This is a genomic window from Dyella sp. OK584 (genome assembly GCF_057787755.1).
Genome location: NZ_CM173542.1, coordinates 435,662 through 459,790, shown reverse-complemented (window position 1 = coordinate 459,790; position 24,129 = coordinate 435,662). Strand labels below are relative to the sequence as shown.

Here is a 24,129-nt window from a genome sequence, read left to right as displayed (position 1 = left end):
AAAAGGGCGGCAGCGATGCCGCCCTTTTTCATTTAGAGCAATAAGGTGGCTAATCCGGCGCGACGCTTTGCGCCATTGAGCTAACGCAACATGGATGGGGGGAGTAATGGCACTGCGTACCAATCTTGTGAACCTCGACGCAATGATCGCCCGAGAGGACTTCGCCGTTTCAGACGGTGACGCGTCTTCATTTGAGAACGTGTCGACAATTTCCATACGCGAATTTACTAAGGGTGGTCTGATCGGCCCTAGTTTGCGTAAGCCTGATTTCCAACGTGAAACCAATCATTGGTCGCCTGAGCAGGTCGTTTCACTACTTGAGTGTTTTGTTAACGGTGATTTGATTCCATCCGTCATTCTTTGGCAGTCGCCGACTCATTTATTTGTAATTGATGGAGGGCATCGCCTTAGCGTGCTGAGGGCTTGGATCGAAGACGACTATGGGGATAGTCACATCTCCCAGCCATTCTTTGGATATTCGATTTCCGACGAACAAAAAAGGAATGCCGAGAGGACTCGCCGCCTTGTTGCCCAACGAGTGGGGGGCTGGGCCCAAATGGAACGAAAGATCGGTGATCAGGCCATCGCCGCCGTGGAAAGGAAGAAGTTCACCGCAATCGTCACCAGAGGTTTGCCGATTCAGTGGGTAAAGGGGGACGCAGATAAGGCGGAATCATCATTCTTTAAGATCAATACGAAAGGTACGCCACTCGACGGTGTAGAAGAGCTTCTACTAAGAAACAGACATAAGCCTATCGCTATCGCTGCACGCGCCATTATCCGCGCAGGCAAGGGCCACCGCTATTGGTCTTCCTTTGAGGAAAAAACGGTCAACGAGATCGAAGCCAGTGCGCAAAAACTTCACAAGTTACTTTTTGATCCCGAGGTTGAAAGTCCTGTCAAAACGCTAGACCTCCCCCTGGGAGGCCCAAAGGGGGTGAGGACAGCAATTGAAGCGCTCATAGATGTAGCTTTGATTGCCAACCGCAATCAGCTGGGGATCCCGAAGAAACTCGCTGATACCGAGGATGATCTGCATGGCACCGCGACGGTACTCGCCTTAAATCGAGCGTTGCATCTGTCAGAGCGGGTGACAGGAACGAGCCCCGGTAGCCTCGGGCTGCATCCTGCAGTTTACTTCTATGGCCCAACTGGGCGGCACTCAAACCCGATGTTCATGGGCACCATGGATCTAATCGGACGCAAGCTGTCAAACAACGATAAGCAGTTCTTTAAGACTTTTACCGAGGTCCGAAGAGCCCTGGAGAATATTCTTGTTTCGAGTAAGGATCTCATTGCTACAATTTTGCAGCGCAATGTGAGCGCTCGACGTGTCAGGCGATATTCTGAGCTTTTAGATGAGTTAATTGGAAGACTCGCAAAGGGTGAGGCTATTAAAGACGCGAACATAGTGAGCATTGCGGGGCTCGACGGAAAAATTGTCGTCGGTACCTCTACGGGTGACGGCGACAAGTTCAACGATGACGTAAAAAGCCAAGCATTTATTGGTGCGGCACTCGCATCAGCAATGCGTTGCCCGATATGTGGTGGATTCTTAGACCCACAGAAGTCTGCATCGTATGATCATGTCCTAGCCGTCGCGAACGGTGGTAAGGGAGATTTCAATAATTGCCAGATTACGCATCCTTATTGCAACACAGCCATTAAGGGTGCCTCATAATAAACAAAACGGGGTCAGGTTCGCTTTCCGCTTAGAAGCGGAGTGAGTGCGCCTCCGATTCGCTATGCCGGATGTGAGAGGGAGAATCGCCTGAGCAACATCATTAGACTTTTGCGCATGCGCGAAATAGCGATTGGCTTGGTACTAGTGGTCATGTTGTTTTCCGGACAAACCAGCGCGTCGGATGCTGCTACCTCGGCATATCTAGCGGCCAGGGATAAGGCAGTTGCAGAGATTCGGGTAGCGTCGAAGCGAGAGCCGGCAACGGTGGACCAGCGCAATAGTGCGGCGCTAACTCAACTGCAGGGAATGGTTCAGCAGATCGTTGGTCCCATTCGCCTGGAGGGATTTCCCACCAGCGGGACTTCCAATGTGGACGACTTGGTCGAGGACCTAGGCTATGGCAAGCTGGATGGCATTGCCGTCCAGTCTTTCGATGGCAAAGCGCAGGCGGTGGTTTCAACCATGCCGTTTCTTCGGAGCTGGCTCCACGACACCAAAGACATCTCCAAGGACCACCCGATTGCCACTACAGCCGATGTCGTGGCGACGTTCACCACGGAAATCTTCTATACCCGTGCATTCGAGGATGACGCGTACTACTACAAGTACGCCGAACTGCCGGTGACCTCTAGCAACGCAACAGGGCCTGCTCGCGCCATCCTGTTCGCGGCAGCACAAGACTACCCGGCTCCAAGCCCTCCTAACGCCGTCGTGGTTACCGTTGTGAGTGGCGATAAGGTGATCGTCATCAAGACGCACATTACGGCGCCCGTCATTGCCAGCTGCGCATCCGCTTTCAAGCGAGATTCCCAGCTTGCGCAAGATGCGGTCGCGGCTTACCGGGCGTCCAAGGTTCGCGACACGACAGCGTTCGACAGATCTACCGACCTGGATGAACGCGCCAATAGCCAGTATCTCCAGTGCTACGGGCAGCACCTTCCGCAACAGCCGGCATATGCCGAGCTAGTGAGCGAGGCCCAGGCACTGGTAGACAAAGTGAACCAATAACGAAGTCAAAAATAAGGGGTCAGAGTGAGGTGGCCCGGATTTGACGGACACGTGAATTTGGCACTCATAGCCTCTTGATCGACAACTGCCGGCGTGCGGTAGCCAAGTGTTTGGTGGAGCCACCTGGCGATGTATGACGACCAGCAGGGTTACTTCGATGGGCTGATTCGGTTCTTGCAGGGTGTCGAAGCAGATTGCCCCCGCAACGTTTGCAACGCTGTCGAATCTGAAAAAGGGGACGGAGTGAGCTGGCCCCGGATTCCGCCTAGGTCTCCGCCGCCTTTTGCGCGAGTTCATTGATCTTGAGCACACGCAACTGTTCAGACTTTCTGAGTCCTTCGCGAGCCTCTTTGATCACTTCGTGGGCCAGATTTTGGTTGGTGTGATGCCGCTTCATATCGATAGCGGCATCCAGCCGTTGCTGGGCTGCCTTGATCGCATTATCGACGCGGTAAAGGGGGCCATGCGGGTTCGTAGTCAGGGGTGGGTCGTAGCTTTTCGTCATGGTGTTTCTTCGTGATCAGGACGGCACGATAGCCCTGTTGACCTCGCTCCGCACGCGCATCGTCGTTACCTGCTTGGAAGCAAAAGGGTGAAAACAGGGCTCAGAGTGCATTTTTTCTAAAAGTCGACTCTCACCCCTGCTTTCATCCGGGGACACCCACGTCGAGCGCATCCCAGCCCGCGCGCCCCAGCTTTCGCAACGTCTCGGTAAGTCAACCTGGTACCGTTTTTTCAGCGCGCTGAGGTTCCGACCGGCATGGGGCCGCCGGCTGGAATCGGCCAGGACAGACATTTGCCATCAGAGGCTCCCTCTCGCGTCACGTCTTTGAAGCGAGCCGTTCGAGTTGCTCGGCAACCCTGTCGAATGGTGCGATGTTTCGTTGAGCTCGGGACAATACGATCGCGCCTTCCAGAGACGCGATGATCAGGGTCGCAAGTCCGGATGCCGATTTGTGATCATGCCCTTGCGCTTGCAGAGAGGCCACGAGTCTTTCTTCCCAATCGCCGAAAACCTGCGCCGCTGCGTGCAGGGCGTCATCCGAAACGTGATCAAGGGGATCTTCGACCGCCACAGCCATCACCGGGCAGCCGAGGCGGAAGTCCGATCTGACCAAAATTTCCCGCCACATCGTCAGGAAACCACGCAGACCGGTACTGACCCCAGCTTGGAGGTAATGCTCCAGGCTGTTGCTGACTCGAGCTCCGGCGAACCTCACTGCTTCGACAACGACCTGGTGTTTGCCCCCCGGAAAGTGGTGGTACGTCGAGCCCAGGGGCGCGGCGGCGCGCTTGGCCATTTCGCGGATGCTGGTGGCGTTGAGACCATGCCGCGCGAGCATCTCGGCTGCAGCCGCGACGACACGCTGGCGAGCATCGGATTGACGTGGGCTCATGACGAGAGATCCTTGCTAAGACAGTCGTCATAGTTTAGCCTCATTTAATTATTACAGTCGTTATAGATAGCTTCCATGAGCCTTGCCGCCGTCACTTTGAACCTCCGCGCTGCCGATGGATATGCGCTCGGCGCCAGCCGTTACCCAGCCAACGGACCGCAGAAGGGACGTTTGGTCGTCGCCGGAGCCACGGGGGTTCCACAGGGTTTCTACAAACGCTTTGCCGAGTTCGCCAGCGCCCGCGGCTATGAAACCCTGACCTTTGACTACCGCGGAATTGGCCGGTCGCGGCCTCACTCGCTGGTGGGGTTCCGCTTGGATCTGCTTGATTGGGCGCGATTGGATCTGGCGGCTGCGGTCGATGCCATGGCGGATGGATCCGAACCGTTGTACGTCGTCGGCCATTCTTTCGCGGGGCATGCATTTGGCCTTCTACCCAACCATCAAAAGGTGGCCGGGTTCTATGTCTTCGGCACCGGTGCAGGATGGCATGGCTATATGCCGTTCGGCGAAAGACTGAAGGTGCTGGCGATGTGGAATCTGGTACTGCCGGTCCTGACGCGGTGGAAGGGCTACTCGCCATGGAAGATGTTGGGCATGGGCGAAGACTTGCCCATCGATGCCTATCGACAATGGCGGCATTGGTGCAAGTTTCGGCATTATTTTTTCGATGATCCGCAAATGACTGGGCTTGCGCAGACGTTTGCAGCAGTCCGAACTCCCATCGTCGCGGCCAATGCGCTGGATGATCTCTGGGCATCGGCCGAATCCCGCGATGCTTTCATGCAGGGCTATCGCAATGCTCCACTGACGCGCAAGGATCTGGATCCGGGCGAGGTGGCGGGGGGGAAGGTTGGGCACATGGGCTACTTCCGCCAGGTCGCCGAGCCGTATTGGGAGAGTGCTCTGACCTGGTTCGCGAACCTTTCGCCGGTCGAGGCATCCCCACAATGAGTGCTCCAGCGAATGCGTCGTCGAACTGGCTGCACGGATTGAAATGGTTGCTGCTGGCGACCGTCGCGGGAAGCGTCCTGCACTACGTGCATAACCTTCTTTTCTTCTCGCAGTATCCCGAGCCACGTTGGATCAACCGAACCATGATCGACGCGTTCTGGTTCGTGATGACGCCACTGGCCTGGATCGGCTATCGCCTGATCCATCGCGGATCGCGACATGCCGGCACTGGGGTTTTGCTGGCTTACGCCGCGTGCAACCTGCTTACGCTGGGGCACTATCGCTACGCAGCTTTTTGCAGCATCGCGCCGGGGATTCACATGTTGATTCTGCTGGAAGCTGTGCTGGCGTGCGTGCTGGGCGCCTATCTGATCTTCCCGTACTTGCCGCAAGGCACCGGACGGATCTTCCGGTCATTGTTTGGCGCCGGGCGCGATCGCTGAATGCGTCACGCCGACCTTCTCGTAAAGGACACCCTCCCGTCAGTAACGGTACCAGGTTGCCTTGCAGACGAAGTCATTGGGTCGCCGATGACGAAGGGCCCGGCGCGTCAACCTGGTGCCGTTTTTTGCAGCGAATGCCTTGAGGGCCATTCAGTCGGGTCGACCGCCGCACTATTCGGATACGCCCACGTCGAGCGCATTCCAGCCCGCGCGCCCCAGCTTTCGCAACGTTTCAATATTCCGGCGGTAGATCTCGCCCGGGTCGCTCATCGCATCGGCGGCGCGTTCGATGCTTGCCTCGCGCAGCAGATGCAGGGTTGGCCAGGGCGATCGGTTAGTGAAGTTCTCGACATCATCCGGCGCGGTGTCGGCGAACTGGTAGCGCGGGTGAAAGCTGGCGATCTGTAGCACGCCGTCGAACTTGAGCGTCTCGACGGCGGCATCGGCGACATCGAGAAAGTCGTTGTAGTCGAGGAAGTCGCCCAGCACGTGCGGATGGATCAGCAAGGTCGTTTCACACTCGTCCGCATCGACTGCAGCGAGGCTTTGCAGCTCGCCGCAGAGATCGTCCAGCAGCGCATCGGCATCACGGGCATGGCTGACCGCGTAGCGGATTTTTCCATGAATGAACGGCGCTCGCGCGAACGGACATAAATTGAGGCCGACGACGGCGCGCTCCACCCAACGGCGGGTGGCGTCGATGTATGGCATGTCCGCGGCGCTTACACCGGCGGTGATGGCGGAAGGTGTGTCGGTCATGTGCAAGGTCACAGGCTTGTCAGCGGGCACTATAGCCGGGACGCCGAACACGCTCAGGCCCCGCTGGGCATGGCTTGGGCACGGCCCTGACACCTGGCCTCATACGGCGTCGCCAATGACCAGGAGGGCGGATAGCCGAGGGTTTCCTACGGCCGCCCCACACCTCACTCGTTCAGCTTTCACGGCGTAATCCCCGCAACACGGCCATAACGGGCAAAATAGGCGGTTGGCTAGGTGCGATTCCCTCTTCCGGCGTCTCACATCGTGCTGCCTTACTCGATACGGAAAATGCTCTTGAACACCACGACACCACCGTCTGACGACGCCGATACCGAACTGCTGCAGCGCTTGCGCGCAGCGGTTGAGCTGCTTGAATCGGTTGCGGCCGATCGACTATTGCTGGACAAGCTGCCGGCGGATGACCGTCAGCGCCTGTATCAGGCGGTGGCGCAGGTCTATCACCCCGACCCGGGTGAGCGTCGGATCAAGTTGAAGGCTGCGCAGAAGGCGCGGCATGCGTCGAAGATCCAGACCGAGGACGCCGTGCTCAACCAAACCGGCATCCGCGCATTACGCCGCAAACCGGTATTCACCACACCGAACGTGTTTGCTCCGCAGGGTTTCGAGGCGCACGACATCGCGCCCGATGCCGACGCCGCGCAACCGCGCGAATCGATCGAGCCCAAGCACTGCTATGTGTGCAAGAAGAAATACTCGGCGATCCATTTCTTCTATGACCAGCTGTGTCCTGCCTGTGCTGCGTTCAACTACGCCAAGCGCACCGAACTGGTTGATCTGCGCGGTCGCGTCGCGCTGCTGACCGGCGGTCGCGTGAAAATCGGTTATCAAGCCGGTCTGAAATTGCTGCGCGCCGGTGCGGAACTGATCGTCACCACGCGTTTCCCGCGCGACTCGGCGGCACGCTATGCCGAGGAACCGGACTTCGGCGAATGGGGCCATCGCCTGCAAGTCTACGGACTGGACCTGCGCCACACGCCCAGTGTCGAAGCGTTCTGCCAGGAACTGGTCGCCACGCGGCCGCAACTGGACTTCATCATCAACAACGCCTGCCAAACCGTGCGTCGCCCACCCGACTTCTACGCGCACATGATGGACGGCGAGACGGCTGCGCTGCACGACATGCCTGAACACGTGCGCAAGCTGGTCGGTCACTACGAGGGCCTGCGCGGCTCCAACATCCTGCCCGATGCGGGTGTTTCGGCGAACCCGCTGGCCAGCCGCGCCGCGGACCTGCCCGGCCTGACCCGCGCTGCCGAACTATCCCAGATGCCGCTGCTGCCCGAAGAGCTGCTGGCGCAGAGCCATCTGTTTCCCGAGGGCCGGCTCGACCAGGACCTGCAGCAGATCGACCTGCGCGAACGCAATTCGTGGCGATTGCTGATGGCCGAAGTACCCTCGGTGGAATTGCTGGAAGTGCAGCTGGTCAATGCGATCGCGCCGTTCATCATCAACGCGCGACTGAAGCCGCTGATGCTGCGCACACCCGAACGCGACAAGCACATCGTCAACGTGTCTGCGATGGAAGGCCAGTTCTACCGCAACTTCAAGACCACACGCCATCCACACACCAACATGGCGAAGGCCGCGCTCAACATGATGACGCGCACCTCGGCCACCGATTACCACAACGACGGCATCCACATGAACAGCGTCGACACCGGCTGGGTGACCGATGAGGATCCGGCCGAGCTGGCAGCGAAAAAAGTGCTGGAAGAGCGCTTCCACCCACCGCTGGACATCGTTGACGGCGCCGCGCGCATCGTCGATCCGATCATCAGTGGCATCAACACCGGCGAACACGTGTGGGGGCAGTTCCTGAAGGATTATCGACCGACCGACTGGTAAGTTGGTCAGACCAAACCATTGGGTCGCCTAATAACGGGGTCAGGTTGCGTTATTGCTCATCGCCGACCAAGGTGCGGTTGCATGGAGGTCGGCCTGACGCCATCCTTCGACGCTGTTCTCCCGGCAAAGCGAGCGACCTGATGACGACCGATGCAACCTATCCGATCGGTACTCCCGGACAACCCTGGGGACCGGCGGAAGTCGCCCTTTGGCTGTCGCAGCAAACCCGCAAGCGCAGCTATGAAGCGGAAGTGCAAAGCGCGATCGAGAAGCTGCGCGAGCGCTTCGACGTGGAGCAGTACGGTCGCCTGGATTACGCCCCCGACAGCTACCCGCTGCTGGCAATCAAGAGCCGCGACTGGCGGGACGATCTGCCCATCGCATTGGTGACGGGTGGTGTGCATGGCTATGAAACCAGCGGCGTGCATGGCGCATTGCAGTTTGTAGAGCGGCATGCGGCGAGTTATGCGGGCCGAATCAACCTACTGATCGCACCTTGCATCAGCCCCTGGGCCTATGAGCGGATTCATCGCTGGAACGCCAACGCGATTGATCCGAACCGGTCGTTTCGCGACGACAGCCCGGCACAGGAGTCTGCCGCGCTGATGCACCTGATCGCGCCGTTTCGCGATCGCGTGTTGGTGCATATCGATCTGCATGAAACCACCGATAGCGACGAGTCCGAGTTTCGTCCGGCGCTGGCCGCCCGCGATGGTGTGGCCTACGAGCCGGGCGAGGTTCCCGACGGCTTCTACCTGGTCGACGACAGCGCGCATCCGCAACCGGAGTTTCAGCAGGCGGTGATCGCGGCGGTGGCGAAGGTCACCCACATTGCCCCACCCGATAGCCGTGGCGAGATCATCGGCTCGCCCATGGTCGCACCGGGCGTCATCGAGTACCCGCTCAAGAAGCTCGGTCTCTGCGCCGGCATCACCAGCGCACCCTACAAGACCACCACCGAGGTCTATCCCGATAGCCCGCGCGCCAGCGCCGAGCAATGCAATGCCGCGCAGGCGGCGGCGGTGTGCGCGGCCATCGATTTTGCGTTGGCGAAAGCAGGGAGCAAATAGGAGGTCAGCGACCTTTACCCTGGTAATGTCTCCGCCCTTTTTGCTTCCTATGGTGCTACAGCACCCTCGAGGCGACTGGAGAAGTCGACAATCCGCTTTGTGTATGCCTCTTTTATGCACGCCGTATCCGTACACGTGTCTCTGTAAGCGCGTCTCCATTCGGCCTGTTCATTCTTGGCCTTGTTTGCATCTCCGGACGCTGCGCGCCACTTCATGTACAGGTCCTTCGTCTGTACGTCTAGTTGAGCGAGCTCGGAGGTGGCGCATATAGCGCGCTCGACCCACGTGTTGGCCTCTTCGCATTTGAAACTCGGTGCTGTTGAGGTTGGAGGCGTGGCTACCGCGGGCATTTGGTGAAAGGCGGTTAGGAGGCGAAGGCCCTCCGAGGTGATAGAGATTCGACCATCCGCATCGGTTATCCACCCACCATCAGTGAGGATCTGCTTCACGGCGTAGTCGCTGGAAACGTTGGTTCCTGCAAAAGAACTCTGCCAACGCTGCGAGAACTCTGCGGGTGTTGGGTGGAAAAGGGGATAGGCAGCCAATTCGCGAAGCATGTCGATTGATAGGGGCGCTGCCCGAGTGAAGTAGAGGTATCGCCATTCGTTGGAGGTTCTGCGAGCAGTCTCAACATCCATTTGCGATTGCGTTAGCTTCTGTTCCGTTTGTCCGTACTGCCGCGCCGCGTTGAACAGCGCATCAACCTGTTTGGGGTCGATGCCCGTTGATGCAGTCGAATCAGTTACGGGGATCGCAGGCACTTGTACTGTGCCGTTGACCGTTCCTATGACAACGCCGTTCTGGTTTGTGGCCGAGACCATTGTTGGCGTCGGATCTGGGTGCTTGAGCAAATTGGCATAGCCGATCCATCCACCTCCGGCGACCAGAGCTACCAGGGAAGGCCAAAGGAAGTACTTCGCTAACGGTGACGATGACACTCTGGAGCGCCTCCATAGTTTGAGTGGCGATGCATGCTGAGCGTCATTTATCGGCAAGATTTGGATTTCCTTGAAATCATCTCAGGTATGACGGAGCCGATTCATTTCCACCGGTCTGTGGATGTGAACCTGCCGCGCCATTTCCCCCAATACACGTTGCACTTTCCAATCCGCCATGCGGGAGCGATCATGTCTTCCCAATTTGGGCCGCTTGCCATGAACCCATCCGACGACGATTTCGACACCGAGCGCGACCACTTCAACCACGACGATGACGACAACTCGGTGGATGCCTACGTCTGGCAACTACTGCTGTTGATCAATCCGGGTGACGATGAATCGGCGTTTCAGCAATTCACGGCTTACCGCGAGGTGGTGGGTGACGCCGAAGAAGGTGAGATCGAGCCCATGCAGGTGATTGCGCAGGTGGCCGACTGGCGGTCGGCGTTCCGGGTGGATGCCGACGATACGCGGGCGCTGGTGCAGGCGATTGATGAGCTGGCGTCGCGCTGGAACCTGTCGATCGAGTGGGAAGGCGATCCGGAAGACGACGAATTCCATGTCGACATCGACGCGGCGTCGCTGTTCGCCACGGCTTATGACAGCCTTGCCCCGCATGGGTACACCTTGTGGGCGCGCGACACCGACGATGGCAGCTATGCCGGCTGGATAACGCTGACGCGCGATGCCGAACCGATGCGCGAGCTGGCGACGGAGTTGAGTATCCAGTTGCGCCTGGGCAGCGAAGTGACCTGAGTTCGCCACGTTTCCATGGACTAGGGATCAGAACATGACTGCCTTTGTTGCGCTGTTGCGTGCGGTGAACGTGGGTGGCACCGGCAAGCTTGCCATGAGCGAGCTCAAGGCCATGTGCGAGGACGCCGGGTTCGAGCATGTGCGTACCTACATCGCCAGCGGCAATGTCATGTTCACCAGCAAGAAGACAGAGGCGCAAGTGAGGGCCGCCCTCGAGAGCTGCCTGCAGACCTATGCAGGCAAGCCCGTTGGCGTGCATGTGCGCACCGCCGCCGAGATGGCGGCCGTCGCTGCGGGCAATCCGTTTCCGAAGGCAGCGCCCAACCGGGTGGTGGCGATCTTTCTCGACGCCGCACCACCCGCGAACACGCTGGAGACCACCACCGGGCTTACGGGCGAAGTGATCAAGCTGGGCAAACGCGAGATCTACGTGCATTACGGCGACGGCATGGCCGATTCCAAGCTGAAGATCCCCGTCGCCAAGACCGGCACGGCGCGCAATATGAATACGGTGGCGAAGCTCGCGGAGATGGCTGCCAAGCCACTGTAAAAGCGTATCGTGCGTGGTCCCCAGTATCAGGTTTCCTCCATGACAACGCCCATGCGGTTTCCACACGCGGCTTTCCTCGATGCGCTGGAGCAACTCGACGGTTCAGCTCTCGTGGATGCGAGCGCAGCGATGTCTCCGCTTCTTGCGCGCATGCTGCTGACGACGGAACAGCCTGCAAAGCCGACGCCAGCGGCGGGTTCTTTGATCCAACTGCTGAAGGCTCGAAAGGCAACGCTGCAAGCCGCATTCGACACGACACTGGCCGCTGACGAATTGCGTCGCTACCAGAAGTTCGCCAAGCCCGGAAAACCATCACCCCATATCGTCCAGCTTCGACAGAAGCAGGCCGCGGCTCGCCAGGCCACGAATCAGTCGAGGCAGTCGCTTATCAAGGCGGCCGCTGCGTTTGTTCGGGATGCCGATATTGACGTTCCCGAGCGTGTGGCGCTCGATGCGTTCATCACCGCCTGGATCGACGCCAACGTGCCCAAGGACAGCGCCTAGGCATTCGGGTGCTTCCGGGCACTCAAAATATGTTCTTTAACCTATTTTGCCGCTGCGTATGCTTGGGCGCTGGTAGCGTGCCCCGACGATGAATTGGCATCTGGATCAGTCTGCCGGGGCATGGCATCGAAAATCCTCATGTGGGAGTCGATCGTGAAGAACTTTCTGGCGGTCTATATCGGTACCGATGCAGCGCGCAAGGCGTCCGGATGGGATGCTCTGAGCGAGGCCGATCGGAAGAGTCGCGAACAGGCGGGCATTCAAGCCTGGGGGCAATGGGTCGAAGCCCACAAGGACGCCATCGTCGATATCGGCACACCCTTGGGCAAGACGCTGCGCGTATCCCAGGCTGGCATTGAAGCCATCAAGAACGAATTGACGGCCTACACCGTGGTGCAAGCCGAATCGCACCAGGCGGCGGCAAGGATGTTCGAAGGCCATCCGCATTTCACACTCTTCCCGGGTGCTTCAGTCGAAGTCATGGAGTGCTTGTCTCTTCCGGGATAGCTCAGGGCGAGGTGCCGGCGCGTGACGAAGGGCTGGCGTACGTGGGGCCGCTGATTCTTGGTGCCCCGGGACGGATGGCGGCGGGTCCGGGCATCGGGCGTATCTTCCGGCCCCTACAGGCGCACGCCCAGCAATGGTCATCTACACTCCGTCCACACGGCTCTTTCATTGCGGGAGCGGGCGCAAGTTATGGCCGGCTGAAGTCCCGTAAGGTCTCGGCCCATAGGGGCACCTCGAGTAACCCGTTATCTAGCTCGTCATCCCAGCGGAGGCTGGGATCCAGTGACTTCCAGCCCTTGAAGGGCAGCGGCACTGGATTCCGGCTTGAACAGCCCGTCGGCTGTTGAAAAGCGCCTCGCCGGAATGACGAACGAAGAGAGGTTTTTCGAGGCGCCGTAGGGGGGGGGGCTCTCAAGTGGGGGAGAGGGGATCGATGGACGGTGCTATCGACTTCCATGCGACCTTTGGGGTTGCTGCCGGCCGCGCGCGCGGCGGGCGGGAGACGCAACAGGACGACCTGATCTGCCTGCATGACCCGGCCGAGGGCACGCACCTGCTGGTGCTGGCTGACGGCATGGGCGGCGATGGCGCAGGTGAGCTGGCCTCCGAAGGCGTGATCGCGGTGGCCCGTCGCCTGTGGGAGCAGCGCGTTTGGCACGAACTACCCAGTGCGCTGTTTCTGGAATCGCTTTGCCAGGAAGCGCATGCCGAGTTGCATCGGCGACGCCAGGGTCTGTCCAGCGGCGAACCACATTCAACGGTGGTCGCACTTTTCATCCAGGGTGCGCGGGTGTCGTGGGCGCATGTGGGCGATAGCCGTCTATACCGTTTTCAGGGAGCGCGATTCATCGGGCGCACCGAAGATCACAGCGTGGCCCAGCTCAAGCTGCGTCGGGGTGAGCTGACCGAAAGCGAACTGGCCATCGACGCGGATCAGCACATGCTGTTGCGCGGCCTGGGTGGGCCGGCCGCGCCGGAGGTTGAGCACGGTTGCGCCGCGCTGCGTGCAGGGCAGACCTTCGCGCTATGCAGCGACGGGATCTGGGAGCAATTGACCACTGACGAGCTGGGACAACTGGCGCGCCGCCGCGATCAGCATGCGGCCTTGCGCGAGGCCTTGGCACTGGCGGTCGAACGCGGCGGCAGCGACGGAGATAATGTCGCGCTCATTTTCGTGCGCCCTCGCCTCGGCGGCTGGGTGCGGCGATGCAGTAACAAGCTTTGGTCGGCGTTGCGCCGGGCTGCCGCATTCAAGCGGTGGTCGGGCAAACCGGCTGCAACGATGTCTAGCGAGGTGTGATCTTGGCTCGTTCATTCGACTTTACACGCCGCGTATGCCGGCTGGCGCCACTACTCCTGCTATCGCTGGCCATCGTGAGCATGGCTGGCTGCGCGCAGATGAGTTCGCTCAAGTCCAAGGGCAGCGAAAAAGTGGGTGCGGAAACTCCCGCGCCCGCGGTCGCTGATGTGGATGCGCAGGATGCCGTCCAGTCGCTGCCGTTGAGCACGATCACCAGCACTGACCTCCTGCACGGCCGCTATGCCGAGGGCGAGCAGCGCCTGCGGCAATACCTTGCGAAGTATCCGAATGACCGCTCGGCGCAAGGGTTGCTGCGTCAGCTCACGACAGACCCGAAGACGGCGTTGGGTGCACAGTCGCGCAGCTATCTGGTGCAGTCCGGCGATTCGTACAGCACGCTGGCCGCGCGTCATCTGGGCGACTCGAGCCTGTTCCTGATACTGGCGCGCTACAACGGTTCGACCAATCCGTCCTCGCTGCGAACAGGTGACGCCGTGCGCTTGCCGCTGGCAGGGGCGCGCGTCTCGCTGTCTTCGGGCGGGTCATCCAAGACAAGCGGCGCCAGTCGCAGTGCGATGGCCGGTGCGCCCGTCGGCGTTGCGCCGTCCGTTACACCGTCCATTGCATCGTCCGTCGCACCGACCATTGCACCGGGTCCGGCGCCTGCTGGCGAATCACCATCGGCCAAGGCGCAGCGCCTGCAGACAGAGAGCAATGCGTTGCTCAATCAAGGGCAGAAGGTTCAGGCGCTGGCGCGGCTCGATCAAGCGCTGACGCTCGATCCGCACCTAAAGCCCGCGGGCAACGAGCCTTTGCGCGGGCAGTTGCTCTCCTCGTATCACGAGCGTGCGGTGGTGCTGTATCGCGACCAGAAGCTGGATCAGGCGATCTCGCTATGGGATCGCGTGCTGTCCATCGATCCGGGCTACGAGCGCGCGGTGGTCTATCGTGCGCGCGCGGTGGAGCTGAAGCAGCGACTCAAGCAGATCTGAGCCGCTGCATCAGCGTGGCGCCTGGTTGCGCGTGGTTGGCAGCATCGCCCGCGTGGGTTGGGTGGCATTGTCTGCCGCGTGGGCGAGTGGAGAGGCGTCGCTGGCGGGCTGTCGCGTCTGCAGCGCGCTGTTCATCAGGTTGAAGGCCGTAAACAGCTGGCCCAGTTCGTCGCGTCGCGCCAGGCGAATGCGGTACTGGTAGTCGCCGCGCGCCACGCGCATCAGCGCGTCGCCCAGCATGCCCAGCAAGGCGAGCGGGCGGCGGAACAGCCAATAGGCGGCGCCCACCAGCGCCGTCAGCGTGATGACGAGCACGGCCACGATGACCCATAGCGTGGTGCGCTGTGCCGCGAGCAATGGCGCATTGCTCACGCCCAGGCGCAGTTCGCCGACCAGCTTGGTCTGATAGCGGATGGGCATGTCGAACAGCAGCATTTCGCCGCCCTGCGGGCCTTCTGTGACCTGGCCAAGGTAAGTTTCCACACCATCGGTCGACGCCTGCGCTTTCTCGTGGCCCGAACCGAGCAACGGCTGGCCGACTTCCGTCCTGCGGGTGCTGGCCACTACCAGGCCCTGGCCGTTGGTGATGGCGAGATAGTGGATCTGCTGGTTGCGAGCGATGTCCTGCACGAGGGCACGCGTGGCGGCATCGTCGCCCAGCAGCAGGTTTTCCGCCGACTCGGTGGCGACCATGTGCCCCAGCGAGCTGCCGAAATCCTGTGCCAGGCCGGTCACCGCATTGCCTTGTTTGGTGTAGATCGTGGCCAGGCCCAGCAGCAGCACCAGGCAGAGGATGGTGGCGAGGCCTCCGATCCAGCGCAGCCGCAGCGAAATGATGCGGGTGGCGAGCGGCGTTTCGTGCGAGCGCTCATGCTCGCGTCGCGCCAGTCGCAGGTCATCGATCACTTCCGCGCCGCTCTGGTAGCGCGCGTCGGCAGTGGGTGCCAGCAAGGTGCGCACGATGCCGATCAGCATCGACGGCGTGGCCGGATCGATGGGCGTGATGGCGGGGCGGGGGCGTCGCTGGCGCTCGCGGATCAGGCGATTGAGATCCTGCGTTTCCGGCCAGGGCAGCTTGCCCGTGATCAGCCAGCAGAGCACCACACCCAGCGAGAATAGGTCGCTGCGTGGATCTGCGGGCCCGCCGCGCAGGCGCTCGAGTGCCATGTAGGCAGGCGTGCCGCCGACTTCCAGCTTGGGGTCGCGCAAGGCGCGGCGCTCGGCGGTGCCGAAATCGCTGAGCTTGGCGTAGTGCCAGTCCTCGGCGAGCATGATGTTCTCGGGTTTGACGTCGTGATGGATGACGCCTTGCGCATGCGCGTAGTCGAGCGCCGAGGCCACCTGCGTGGCCAGCTCGATGATGACCGCAATCGATGGCAGCCCTTCGCGTGCGACGCGGCTGGCCAGGGTCTCGCCGGAGAGCCGCTCCATCGCGATGTACTTGCGGCCGTCCTCGGTTTCGCCGGTGTCGAATACCGTGACGATGTTGGGGTGCACCAGATGCCCCGAGGCGCGGGCTTCCAGCAGGAAGCGATCGCGCGAGCCCGGATCGGCGGCCTTGTTGCGATGAAGGCATTTGATCGCCACCGGCCGGTCGATGCCCGGATCGAAACCGGCATATACGATGGCCATGGCGCCTTCGCCAAGTACGCCATCGATGCGATAGCGGCCGATGGCACGTGGAGCTATGCGTTCGCTCATGGGGAGTCCTTTACAGCAGCCACCAGGCCAGCGCAGCCAGCCCCACGAGGGCGAGCAGCCCGGTGGTCAGCCACATCACGCCCGTGCGTGTGCGCTTGCCAGGCTCGCGCGTCAGGAACACAAATGCCACCTGCCCAAAGCGAATATGGTCGCCGTGCTTGATGGTGGCTTCGTGGACGCGCTTGTCGTTGACGAAGGTGCCGTTGGTGGAAAGGGTGTTCATGACTACGTAGTGGCCTTGCTGATTCATGATCCACGCATGCGCCGAGGAGACGCTCAGGTTGCCGATCACGATGTCGTTGTCGTCACGACGGCCGATGGTCTGCCGGCCCGGGCGGAGCGAAAAGCGGCGCCCTTCCAGCCCTTCGTTGATGCCTTCCAGTACAGGTTTGTTGACGCTGGCCCGCCCATCGAGCGCCGGCCCAGTCTCACGGGCGAGCAGCCGCAACTCCTCGGCGGAAAACAGCCGCGTCCCCTGTGGACCCGAGGGCCGCCTTCTGGATGAGGCTGGAGGCATGTTGCGGTGGTTTTCCATCGGGCGCCTTGGCGTGAAATCACAGGAGCCATATAGACAATAAGTCGGCAGTCCCGACTGGGACGTGATGCACGTAAGCGCATGAAGAATATGTCTTGCGGAAGGCTGACGTGGGCTGGGGTTGAGGGGTGCTGCGAGTGTCTGTGCCGCTACAGGCGGCCGGCATGCCGGCCCTGGCCTTGGTGGCCGTTGCCCACGGGGCGCCTTCCCGGAGCTGGCTGGTGCCCGCACCGCACGGCTTCTTGTAAGGGCCTTGCACGGGAGGCATAGTCACCCGGCAGCCTCGTTTTGTCGGGAGAAATCATGCGGGTACGCCTGGAAGATGTAGCGCGCGCGACGGGCGTCTCGCCTAAGACGGTTTCCCGTGTCCTCAATGAGGAGCCGTCGGTCAAGGAGTCCACGCGGCAGAAAGTATTGGCCGCGATGGAGTCGATGAACTATCGACCCAGTCCGGCCGCGCGAGGGTTGGCGGGTAGCCGCTCGTTCCTCGTTGCCATGCTGTATGACAACAACGACAACCCGGCATCGACCTACCTGGCCGAGATCCAGGATGGCGTGGTCGATGCCTGCGATGCGCATCGCTACAGCATGATGGCCTGCCCGCTACGTACGCGCGGGCAGGACTTCATTCGTCGCGTGGATGCGCTGGTGTCCGATCACCACATTGATGGCGTTATCGTGACGCCGCCGCTCACCGACTACCAGCCGCTCTTGACGCGCCTGCAAGAGCACGGCGTGCCTTACGCCAGCATCTCGCCGGTGCATCGCGAAGGCGCCATCGGTGTCTGCATGGATGAGCAGCAGGCGGCGAAGGCGTTGGTTGAGCATCTGATCGAACTTGGACACCAGCGCATCGCTTACATCGCAGGCTTCGCCAATCACGGTGCCAGTCGCTGGCGCCAGAACGGATACAAGGAGGCGCTGGCCGCCGCCGGTATCGCTTACAACCCGCAGTATGTGGCGCAGGGCGAGTTCACCTTTGGCTCCGGCGTGATGGCGGCGCGACAGCTGTTTGAATTGAAGGAGCCGCCCACGGCGATATTCGCGGCCAACGACGACATGGCCGCCGGCGTCATGTGGGCCGCGAACGAGCGTGGCTTGAAGGTGCCGCGTGATATGTCCGTGGCTGGCTTCGACGACACGCCACTGGCGACACAGTTGTGGCCCCAGCTGACGACGGTGAGGCAACCCAGCCGCGAGATGGGCAAGCTTGCGGCGTTGCAGTTGATGGAGTTGCTACGCGGGCGCGGCACCGGGCTGCTCGTGCAGGTGCCTTACTCGCTGCAATTGCGAGAGTCGACCGCCGCCGTGTCAGGGGCAGTGCGCACCAAGGGGCGTGCCAAAGGCAGCAAGTGAGAAGTCGGTCAGCGGGCACGCTGATGTCGATGGCACACGCATCACGCCCGAGCGACGCGATTCGTCATACGTGCGACAACCCGGTGCATGCATGCGCAGGTTGCACATCGGCGACGGCATTCGGCTGAATCAGGCGGATTACAGACGACTGGCGGAAGCTCTCTTCGACGAGATCTTGCGCAAGTACGGGCAATCGGTCGCGCTGCGCCAGGCCTTTCGTACGTAACGACTAACGGAAAATCAGCACTTGCATGCCATCAAATGCATGGCTACTCTGCGCGTCCCGTCATCCAACCAAGAGGAGGAATAGAACAATGAATGTTGTAGCAGTAGCCTCCGCCGGGTCGACGCGCTTCTGATTGCCTTGCCAGCATGTCGCTGGCGCGCTTCATCTCTCTGCTTCGCACCCTGGCGTTTCGTTCGGCCCCGTTTCGGGTGGCCGTCGTTTTCCTTGTTTCCAGAGTGTCCCCATGTCTTTACAGACGTTTTCGCTGCACCAGCTTGGCTGGCGGTCTGAGTACGCACAAAACCTGACGTTGGGTGATTTCGAGACGGGCTATCCTGCGCGCGTGATCGCCGTACATCGCAGTGGGCTTGCCGTCCTTTCTTCGCGTGGGCAGGGCACGGTGGTGCTGCCCCATCACCTTGCAGACGTCGATGCGGCAGTGACCGTGGGCGACTGGGTGCTGATCGAGCACGAAGCCGATCGCGTGATACGTGTGCTGGATCGTCAGTCGCTGGTCGCACGCATGGCCGCCGGTGGCGATCATCGACGGCAGCTTATCGCCGCCAATCTCGACGCATTGTTTATCGTTTCTTCCTGCAACGACGACTTCAATCCATCGCGATTGGAGCGTTACCTGATGCTTGCCCTCGATGCCGAGGTGGTGCCGGTGGTGGTTTTGACGAAGGCCGACCTGAGCGGCGACGTCGCCAACTATGTCGCTACCGCGCAAGGCTTGCTGCCCACCGTCGCTGTCATCGCCGTCAATGCGATTGATCCGGCTTCCGTATCGCAGCTGGCTCCGTGGCTTTCGCAGGGGAAAACCGTGGCCTTCGTCGGCTCCTCTGGCGTGGGCAAATCCACGCTCACGAATGCGGTGATGGGTGATGCGTCGCAGCGAACAGGCGGCATCCGCGAGGGCGACGCCAGAGGGCGGCACACCACGACCGCGCGGGAGATGTTTCCGACAGCTTCGGGTGCGTGGGTTATCGACACACCAGGCATGCGCGAGTTGCGGCTTGGCCTGGCCGCACCGGAGCTGGCGTCGTTATTCGAGGATATCGAGACGCTGGCGGCGCATTGCCACCACCGCGATTGTCAGCACGAGGACGATGCGGGTTGTGCGGTGATGTGTGCGGTGGCCGAAGGCGCGCTGGATGCGCGTCGTCTGGACAATTACCGAAAGTTGCAGCGCGAAGCAGCGCATGCGCAACGCAGCCTGCAGGAACAACGCGAGCGAGGTCGGCAGTTTGGTGCGATGGCAAAGCAGGCCATGCGGGCCAAGCGCGAGCGCCTGGGTCGCTGACAGCGCCGGGTGCAAGACGCATCGAAGGAAACGGGAATGGGCGTGGTCCGCAAGAATGACAAAGGCCGTCGAGCGACGGCCTTTGTCCCGCACCAACACCGATGGATACCGTACCTATTTGCTGGCGCCCTTATAGGTCAGGTCGGCGTTGTAGCTGTCGACATGGGACGTTTGTGACTGCATGGCATCGTTGAGTGATTTGCGCATGGCTTGCGCATCCGGTTTGCCATAGACGTTTTCGACCATGGTCCAGAGCGGCGTATCCGGATCCTTGCCCAGCTCGGCCCATGACTTGGCGGGCAACAGAATGATGAAGTCGGGAGCGTCGTCGCCTGCCTCCTGCACTTCGCCCAGCGCGTAGTAGTTTGGCCATTTGGACTTCTCTGCCGCCGCGGCAATCTTCTTGGCGACGTCGAGGAACGTTTCGTGCGCCTCATGCCCGGGCTTGAGCTTGAAGTAGATGACGTCGATGTAGGGCGCGTTGATATTCGACCCTTTGGCCATGTGGCTCAATTCAGGGTGTTCCCTGATGAAGGCGCTGATCTCGCTCTTGAGGTGCGGGTTGACGCTGCTGCGGAAAGTCTGGTCGCAAGCCTTGCTCGCCGTTCGCATGGCGTCGAAGTCCGACCACGGCACCGGATCGCTGGTGTACGAATAGGCATAGGTGTCACCCGTCTCATGCGACCACGCCGTCCATGTGTACTTGAAGCCGTGCTGGCTCAGGCACTGGTTGTAGCTCTTCATGCCCGTCTCGTAGGCCTCCTGGTCCGCGGGCGCCACGACGTCGGTGTAATCGCGGATCATGTTGACCTTGGTGTTATCGGCGGCGATGACGCCAGCAGTGCACGAGAGCATGGCCGCGCATGCCAGCCAGAGTGTCGATTTCTTCATGGTGGTCTCCCTCGGGGCAGCTGCCCCGCCTGTGTTGGAGTGGTGGTCTACGAACGGGAAGAAGTGCCGAAATGGCTGATCACAAACGCGACAACGTGGACTGACTTGTCCGGCATGAATGGCTGGTGCTGCCGGCGAGCTTTGGCCATGCAGCATCGAGCCGCCTTGTCGGCGGGCCGGATATCGATAGGTTTGATGGCGGCGAAAAAAAGCCGGTTTTCCGCTGCGGTGATGGTCGAAAGCGAAGTGCGAGGCGCGCGGGCTGGCCAGGCAACGCGAGCGAAAAGACATCTGTCATGACGCGATCCGTTCCGGTCGGTGACCAAACAGATTCAGACGTCCGTCGCGACCGGTTCGTTGGTTCTGCGGCGTGGCGCATCTGCTTGGAGCGAAGCCGGGCGGCGGCGTGAATGTGGCGCTGCCGGAGCAGGGCGGAAATACACCAAAAAGCATAGGCCGCTAGCGGCCTTCATGAGGCGGGGATGTCGACGCCTTTGGATTTGCTCCGAAAGCAGAAAGGGTGGTTCGAAGACTGCCTTTGCCAGAGCGAATGGATCTGTGCGCCGGTCATTCCCAGGCTAGATCCGCCACCACCGGAAAATGATCGGACGGATAGCGCCCGTTCTCATGCGTAGTGACGGTAACGAACCGCGAGGGCTTGAGTCCCCGCGTGAGAATGAAATCGATGCGTTGGTCAGGGTTGCCGGTGAAGTTGTGGAAAGTTTTCTCCGGGCCTTCGACCGTTGGCGCTGCGGCGCGGGTGTCCTGCAGTGTCTTCGTTAGCAGCGCATAGGTAGGGCTGCTGGCGTCCGTGTTGAGGTCGCCGGTGAGGACGAAGGGCACGCTTCGCGGCAGCTTCGCGATGCGGGCGAGTATTTCCGTGGCGCCTTTCACGCGGGCCGGCTCGTCCTGCGGTTGATAGGGCAGGTGGGTGTTGTAGACGTAAAACATGCGACCGCTGCCCTTCACCTCGAATAGCGCCCAGGTGACCATGCGCGGGTAAGGATGTCCCCAGCTGATGCTGCCAGGCTGGTCGGGTGTATCGGACAGCCAGAAGTTGCCGGAATCCTTCAGACGCAGCACGTCTTTGCGGTAGAACACACCCATATGCTCGTCGCCATGACCGCCACGGCGGTCGATACCGAACCAGGCGTACTCGGGCAGCTTGCCCACGATGTAGTCGCCCTGTTCCTGGTGCAGTTCCTGCGTGCCGAGTACATCAGGATGTTGTTCGCGGATGGTGCGAACCATCAGGTCGCGTCGTGCCTCCCAGCGGTTGGGACCGTCGGCCGCTACAGGCACCCGAACGTTGAAGCTCATCACCCGCAACGTCTGGGCGGCGGGGGATGCATGGGCGAAGCCGAGCATGGCGAACAGCAGGGCGACCAGCAAAGGACGGAACGTGCGCACGGATGAGCCCCTTGGTGCAACGGAGAGCCGGACCGTACCATGTCACGTACGCATGGCGACATGCGAATGCGTAACCGTGCCGGGTTTCAATGCGGGGACGCCGGGGCCATCCACGAGCGATGCATCGACAGAAAGGAAATCCCCTAACGTGCCGCTGACCATTCGGGACATCCATCGCGATGAGTTCGACATCCTTGGCCAGCTGATGGTCGACGTCTACTCGCGCCTTCAGGGTTTTCCAGCGCCGCAGGAGCAGCCGCTCTGTTACGAGATGCTCATCCGCATCGCGGGTGTTCGGCTTCAGCCTCCTGCTGCGTGACGCATGAGTCGTACCACTTCTACTGAAGATTCCCGGAGCGATCGGCCATGACCCAGCGCGTTGCGACCTGCAGTTGCCGACAACTCATGCTTCGCACGACGGAGGAGCCGCTGCGCGTGTCGATCTGCCATTGCCACGCCTGCCAGCGCCGCACCGGCAGCGCATTCGGCGTGCAGGCACGTTTTCGTGAAGGCAGCGTGGTCATTCGTGGCAATGCGACCGCCTATGTGAGGGCTGGTGACTCTGGCGGCACGGGTACCTTCTACTTCTGCCCGGTGTGCGGTGCCACGCTCTACTACCGGCTGGAATCCGTGGAAGGGCTGATCGGTGTGCCGGTGGGGGCCTTTGCCAATCCGGACTTCCCACCACCGACAATTTCGGTATTCGAGGAATGCATGCACCGGTGGGTCGCCGTGCCGGCGGGTATGGAACACGTCACCTGAAAAGCCGTGGAGAGGTTCCAGGCCTCTCTACCAAACAGGTTCAACGTACGGAGATCACGTGCGTTTCATGAATGTCGCGTCATTCCGGGCGCTGGATGGTTAGGAGCACGAATGCAGGGCGGGGAATTAGATCGTTGGGCGAAGGTGCGTGAGCGGGGCATGTTGCGCTATGTGGTGCGCAGTGGCGTCGTGTACTACGGGCTGCCGATGTTCTTCATCATGACTTATCTGATCCCGCATCCTCGACTGACCACGGCGCAGTCGGCCGTGCTGTGGCTGATCGCCGGAGCGGGCTATGGCCTGGCCATGTGGCTGGTGCAGGAGCGTCGATTCAGCAAGGTGACTCGACGCCCCTCCTGAATCGCCCTTCACGAAAAGGCGAATCGATCTTCATCTCGTCTTTCGGTCTGCCGGCGCAGGCTGCCATGAGACCGCGCTCAGGCAGTTACTGATCGCGGCGGGTCGGTGCGTGCGTGTATCTGTATGGTTGCGGCATGCGTGACAAGCGGGAGGCTGCAGTAGCTTCCGCCTGACGTAGGGGGCGGGGTCTCTCGGCATGCAGTTGCTCGTGCTGTGCACGGTGTGCGTACGCATGAAGCCAACAATGAGGAGACCAAGCCATGGCACGCCATACCTCCTACGTCGTTCGTGCACTCGCTGGTGCAATGGTTGTCGCGCTCTGCGGTTGCTCTGACTTCGTCAAGAAGACCGATTACGACGCCGCCATCACCGAGCTGCGCGGCAACGATCAGAAACAGCAACAGGATATCGACGCGATCAAGCAGGAGATGCAACAGAAGTTCTCGCAGTATGACTCGCAGATCACCGCCATGCAGGGACGCATCAGCGTGAATACGATCGCGCATTTCGATACCAATCAATCCACGATCCGCGATGACGACAAGAAGCAGCTGGATGATTTTGCGAAGATCATTCGTGACCATCACAGCAATGCCGTCATCACCGCCGAAGGATTCGCCGACCCGTCAGGCGGCCCATCCCTCAACCGACGCCTGGCGCTCAAACGGGCCGAGGCCGTGCGCGACTACCTCGTCCAGACTGGCGGCCTCAACGCCAATCAGGTGCGTGCCGTCGGCTATGGCGAGGTAAAGAACCGGCAGGTCGTGAAAGGCGCGCACGGCGACGAAGGCCAACCCAATCGCCGCGTGACCCTGGTGACGGATTTCACCGGCAGCAGTTGAGTATGTGAGAAGTCA

27 protein-coding genes are annotated in these 24,129 nt (G+C 60.9%); 19 read left to right on the top strand and 8 right to left on the bottom strand.

Features of this window, described 5'->3' with window-relative positions:
* Window positions 1-106: 106 nt before the first annotated feature.
* Window positions 107-1,681 (top strand): GmrSD restriction endonuclease domain-containing protein, encoded by a 1,575-nt coding sequence (locus AC3CBN_RS02025; RefSeq protein ID WP_488635164.1) that lies wholly within the window; start codon window positions 107-109, stop codon window positions 1,679-1,681.
* A 117-nt stretch (window positions 1,682-1,798) separates the two neighbouring features.
* Window positions 1,799-2,692, top strand: a complete 894-nt coding sequence (locus tag AC3CBN_RS02020; protein WP_488635163.1) for a hypothetical protein — start codon at window positions 1,799-1,801, stop codon at window positions 2,690-2,692.
* A gap of 265 nt (window positions 2,693-2,957) precedes the next feature.
* On the opposite strand, the gene AC3CBN_RS02015 is transcribed toward AC3CBN_RS02020, so the two are convergent.
* Window positions 2,958-3,197 carry a hypothetical protein gene (locus AC3CBN_RS02015; RefSeq protein ID WP_488635162.1) on the bottom strand — a complete coding sequence of 80 codons (240 nt, stop codon included), beginning with the start codon at window positions 3,195-3,197 and terminating at the stop codon, window positions 2,958-2,960.
* Between the two features lie 316 nt (window positions 3,198-3,513).
* Entirely contained in the window at window positions 3,514-4,089 is a 576-nt protein-coding gene (locus AC3CBN_RS02010; protein ID WP_488635161.1) for a TetR/AcrR family transcriptional regulator, read from the bottom strand.
* Window positions 4,090-4,164: 75 nt separating this feature from the next.
* On the opposite strand from AC3CBN_RS02010, the gene AC3CBN_RS02005 reads away from it, so the two are divergent.
* Window positions 4,165-5,043 carry an alpha/beta hydrolase family protein gene (locus AC3CBN_RS02005; protein WP_488635160.1) on the top strand — a complete coding sequence of 293 codons (879 nt, stop codon included), beginning with the start codon at window positions 4,165-4,167 and terminating at the stop codon, window positions 5,041-5,043.
* Window positions 5,040-5,486: a hypothetical protein gene (locus AC3CBN_RS02000; RefSeq protein WP_488635159.1), complete on the top strand. Its 447-nt coding sequence runs from the start codon at window positions 5,040-5,042 to the stop codon at window positions 5,484-5,486. The genes AC3CBN_RS02005 and AC3CBN_RS02000 overlap by 4 nt, the downstream gene beginning before the upstream one ends.
* Before the next feature lie 171 nt (window positions 5,487-5,657).
* Here AC3CBN_RS02000 and AC3CBN_RS01995 read toward each other — a convergent pair whose 3' ends face one another.
* Window positions 5,658-6,245: a DUF1415 domain-containing protein gene (locus AC3CBN_RS01995; RefSeq protein WP_488635158.1), complete on the bottom strand. Its 588-nt coding sequence runs from the start codon at window positions 6,243-6,245 to the stop codon at window positions 5,658-5,660.
* A gap of 294 nt (window positions 6,246-6,539) precedes the next feature.
* Between AC3CBN_RS01995 and AC3CBN_RS01990 the strand changes: the two genes are divergently transcribed.
* Together AC3CBN_RS01990 and AC3CBN_RS01985 are read left to right on the top strand one after the other, a co-directional pair.
* On the top strand, window positions 6,540-8,111 hold the full coding sequence (locus tag AC3CBN_RS01990; protein ID WP_488635157.1) for an SDR family NAD(P)-dependent oxidoreductase: 1,572 nt from the start codon (window positions 6,540-6,542) through the stop codon (window positions 8,109-8,111).
* A 140-nt stretch (window positions 8,112-8,251) separates the two neighbouring features.
* Complete coding sequence (locus AC3CBN_RS01985) at window positions 8,252-9,181, top strand: M14 family metallopeptidase (RefSeq protein WP_488635156.1); 930 nt, start codon at window positions 8,252-8,254, stop codon at window positions 9,179-9,181.
* A gap of 47 nt (window positions 9,182-9,228) precedes the next feature.
* On the opposite strand, the gene AC3CBN_RS01980 is transcribed toward AC3CBN_RS01985, so the two are convergent.
* On the bottom strand, window positions 9,229-10,119 hold the full coding sequence (locus AC3CBN_RS01980; protein ID WP_488635155.1) for a lysozyme inhibitor LprI family protein: 891 nt from the start codon (window positions 10,117-10,119) through the stop codon (window positions 9,229-9,231).
* A 189-nt stretch (window positions 10,120-10,308) separates the two neighbouring features.
* On the opposite strand from AC3CBN_RS01980, the gene AC3CBN_RS01975 reads away from it, so the two are divergent.
* The 6 genes from AC3CBN_RS01975 to AC3CBN_RS01950 all read left to right on the top strand — a co-directional run bounded on the left by AC3CBN_RS01975 (window position 10,309) and on the right by AC3CBN_RS01950 (window position 14,728).
* Window positions 10,309-10,875: a DUF6630 family protein gene (locus tag AC3CBN_RS01975; protein ID WP_488635154.1), complete on the top strand. Its 567-nt coding sequence runs from the start codon at window positions 10,309-10,311 to the stop codon at window positions 10,873-10,875.
* A gap of 34 nt (window positions 10,876-10,909) precedes the next feature.
* The gene (locus AC3CBN_RS01970) at window positions 10,910-11,425 is read left to right on the top strand and encodes a DUF1697 domain-containing protein (RefSeq protein ID WP_488635153.1); all 516 of its coding nucleotides are present in this window, start codon (window positions 10,910-10,912) and stop codon (window positions 11,423-11,425) included.
* Window positions 11,426-11,575: 150 nt separating this feature from the next.
* Window positions 11,576-11,929, top strand: coding sequence for a hypothetical protein (locus AC3CBN_RS01965; RefSeq protein ID WP_488635152.1), 354 nt, complete (start codon window positions 11,576-11,578; stop codon window positions 11,927-11,929).
* A 153-nt stretch (window positions 11,930-12,082) separates the two neighbouring features.
* Window positions 12,083-12,436, top strand: coding sequence for a hypothetical protein (locus AC3CBN_RS01960; RefSeq protein WP_488635151.1), 354 nt, complete (start codon window positions 12,083-12,085; stop codon window positions 12,434-12,436).
* 433 nt (window positions 12,437-12,869) lie between these two features.
* Window positions 12,870-13,736 (top strand): PP2C family protein-serine/threonine phosphatase, encoded by an 867-nt coding sequence (locus AC3CBN_RS01955; protein WP_488635150.1) that lies wholly within the window; start codon window positions 12,870-12,872, stop codon window positions 13,734-13,736.
* Window positions 13,737-13,738: 2 nt separating this feature from the next.
* Complete coding sequence (locus AC3CBN_RS01950) at window positions 13,739-14,728, top strand: LysM peptidoglycan-binding domain-containing protein (RefSeq protein ID WP_488635149.1); 990 nt, start codon at window positions 13,739-13,741, stop codon at window positions 14,726-14,728.
* A 9-nt stretch (window positions 14,729-14,737) separates the two neighbouring features.
* On the opposite strand, the gene AC3CBN_RS01945 is transcribed toward AC3CBN_RS01950, so the two are convergent.
* Together AC3CBN_RS01945 and AC3CBN_RS01940 are read right to left on the bottom strand one after the other, a co-directional pair.
* Window positions 14,738-16,429: a protein kinase domain-containing protein gene (locus tag AC3CBN_RS01945; protein ID WP_488635148.1), complete on the bottom strand. Its 1,692-nt coding sequence runs from the start codon at window positions 16,427-16,429 to the stop codon at window positions 14,738-14,740.
* Between the two features lie 10 nt (window positions 16,430-16,439).
* Entirely contained in the window at window positions 16,440-16,946 is a 507-nt protein-coding gene (locus AC3CBN_RS01940; protein WP_488635147.1) for an FHA domain-containing protein, read from the bottom strand.
* A 321-nt stretch (window positions 16,947-17,267) separates the two neighbouring features.
* Here AC3CBN_RS01940 and AC3CBN_RS01935 point away from each other — a divergent pair, with 321 nt between their 5' ends.
* From AC3CBN_RS01935 to rsgA, 3 genes are all read left to right on the top strand, one after another.
* Window positions 17,268-18,320, top strand: coding sequence for a LacI family DNA-binding transcriptional regulator (locus tag AC3CBN_RS01935; RefSeq protein WP_488635146.1), 1,053 nt, complete (start codon window positions 17,268-17,270; stop codon window positions 18,318-18,320).
* A gap of 91 nt (window positions 18,321-18,411) precedes the next feature.
* A complete protein-coding gene (locus AC3CBN_RS01930) occupies window positions 18,412-18,546 on the top strand; it encodes a hypothetical protein (RefSeq protein ID WP_488635145.1) in 135 nt (44 codons plus the stop codon).
* 244 nt (window positions 18,547-18,790) lie between these two features.
* Window positions 18,791-19,849, top strand: coding sequence for a ribosome small subunit-dependent GTPase A (rsgA, locus tag AC3CBN_RS01925; protein WP_488635144.1), 1,059 nt, complete (start codon window positions 18,791-18,793; stop codon window positions 19,847-19,849).
* Between the two features lie 114 nt (window positions 19,850-19,963).
* On the opposite strand, the gene AC3CBN_RS01920 is transcribed toward rsgA, so the two are convergent.
* A complete protein-coding gene (locus AC3CBN_RS01920) occupies window positions 19,964-20,740 on the bottom strand; it encodes a hypothetical protein (RefSeq protein ID WP_488635143.1) in 777 nt (258 codons plus the stop codon).
* A gap of 567 nt (window positions 20,741-21,307) precedes the next feature.
* A complete protein-coding gene (locus tag AC3CBN_RS01915; protein ID WP_488636644.1) occupies window positions 21,308-22,108 on the bottom strand; it encodes an endonuclease/exonuclease/phosphatase family protein in 801 nt (266 codons plus the stop codon).
* Between the two features lie 190 nt (window positions 22,109-22,298).
* On the opposite strand from AC3CBN_RS01915, the gene AC3CBN_RS01910 reads away from it, so the two are divergent.
* From AC3CBN_RS01910 to AC3CBN_RS01895, 4 genes are all read left to right on the top strand, one after another.
* Complete coding sequence (locus AC3CBN_RS01910) at window positions 22,299-22,469, top strand: hypothetical protein (protein WP_488635142.1); 171 nt, start codon at window positions 22,299-22,301, stop codon at window positions 22,467-22,469.
* Between the two features lie 86 nt (window positions 22,470-22,555).
* The gene (locus AC3CBN_RS01905) at window positions 22,556-22,912 is read left to right on the top strand and encodes a GFA family protein (RefSeq protein WP_488635141.1); all 357 of its coding nucleotides are present in this window, start codon (window positions 22,556-22,558) and stop codon (window positions 22,910-22,912) included.
* Between the two features lie 159 nt (window positions 22,913-23,071).
* On the top strand, window positions 23,072-23,272 hold the full coding sequence (locus AC3CBN_RS01900) for a hypothetical protein (protein WP_488635140.1): 201 nt from the start codon (window positions 23,072-23,074) through the stop codon (window positions 23,270-23,272).
* Window positions 23,273-23,532: 260 nt separating this feature from the next.
* Window positions 23,533-24,114: an OmpA family protein gene (locus tag AC3CBN_RS01895; RefSeq protein WP_488635139.1), complete on the top strand. Its 582-nt coding sequence runs from the start codon at window positions 23,533-23,535 to the stop codon at window positions 24,112-24,114.
* Window positions 24,115-24,129 lie beyond the last annotated feature (15 nt).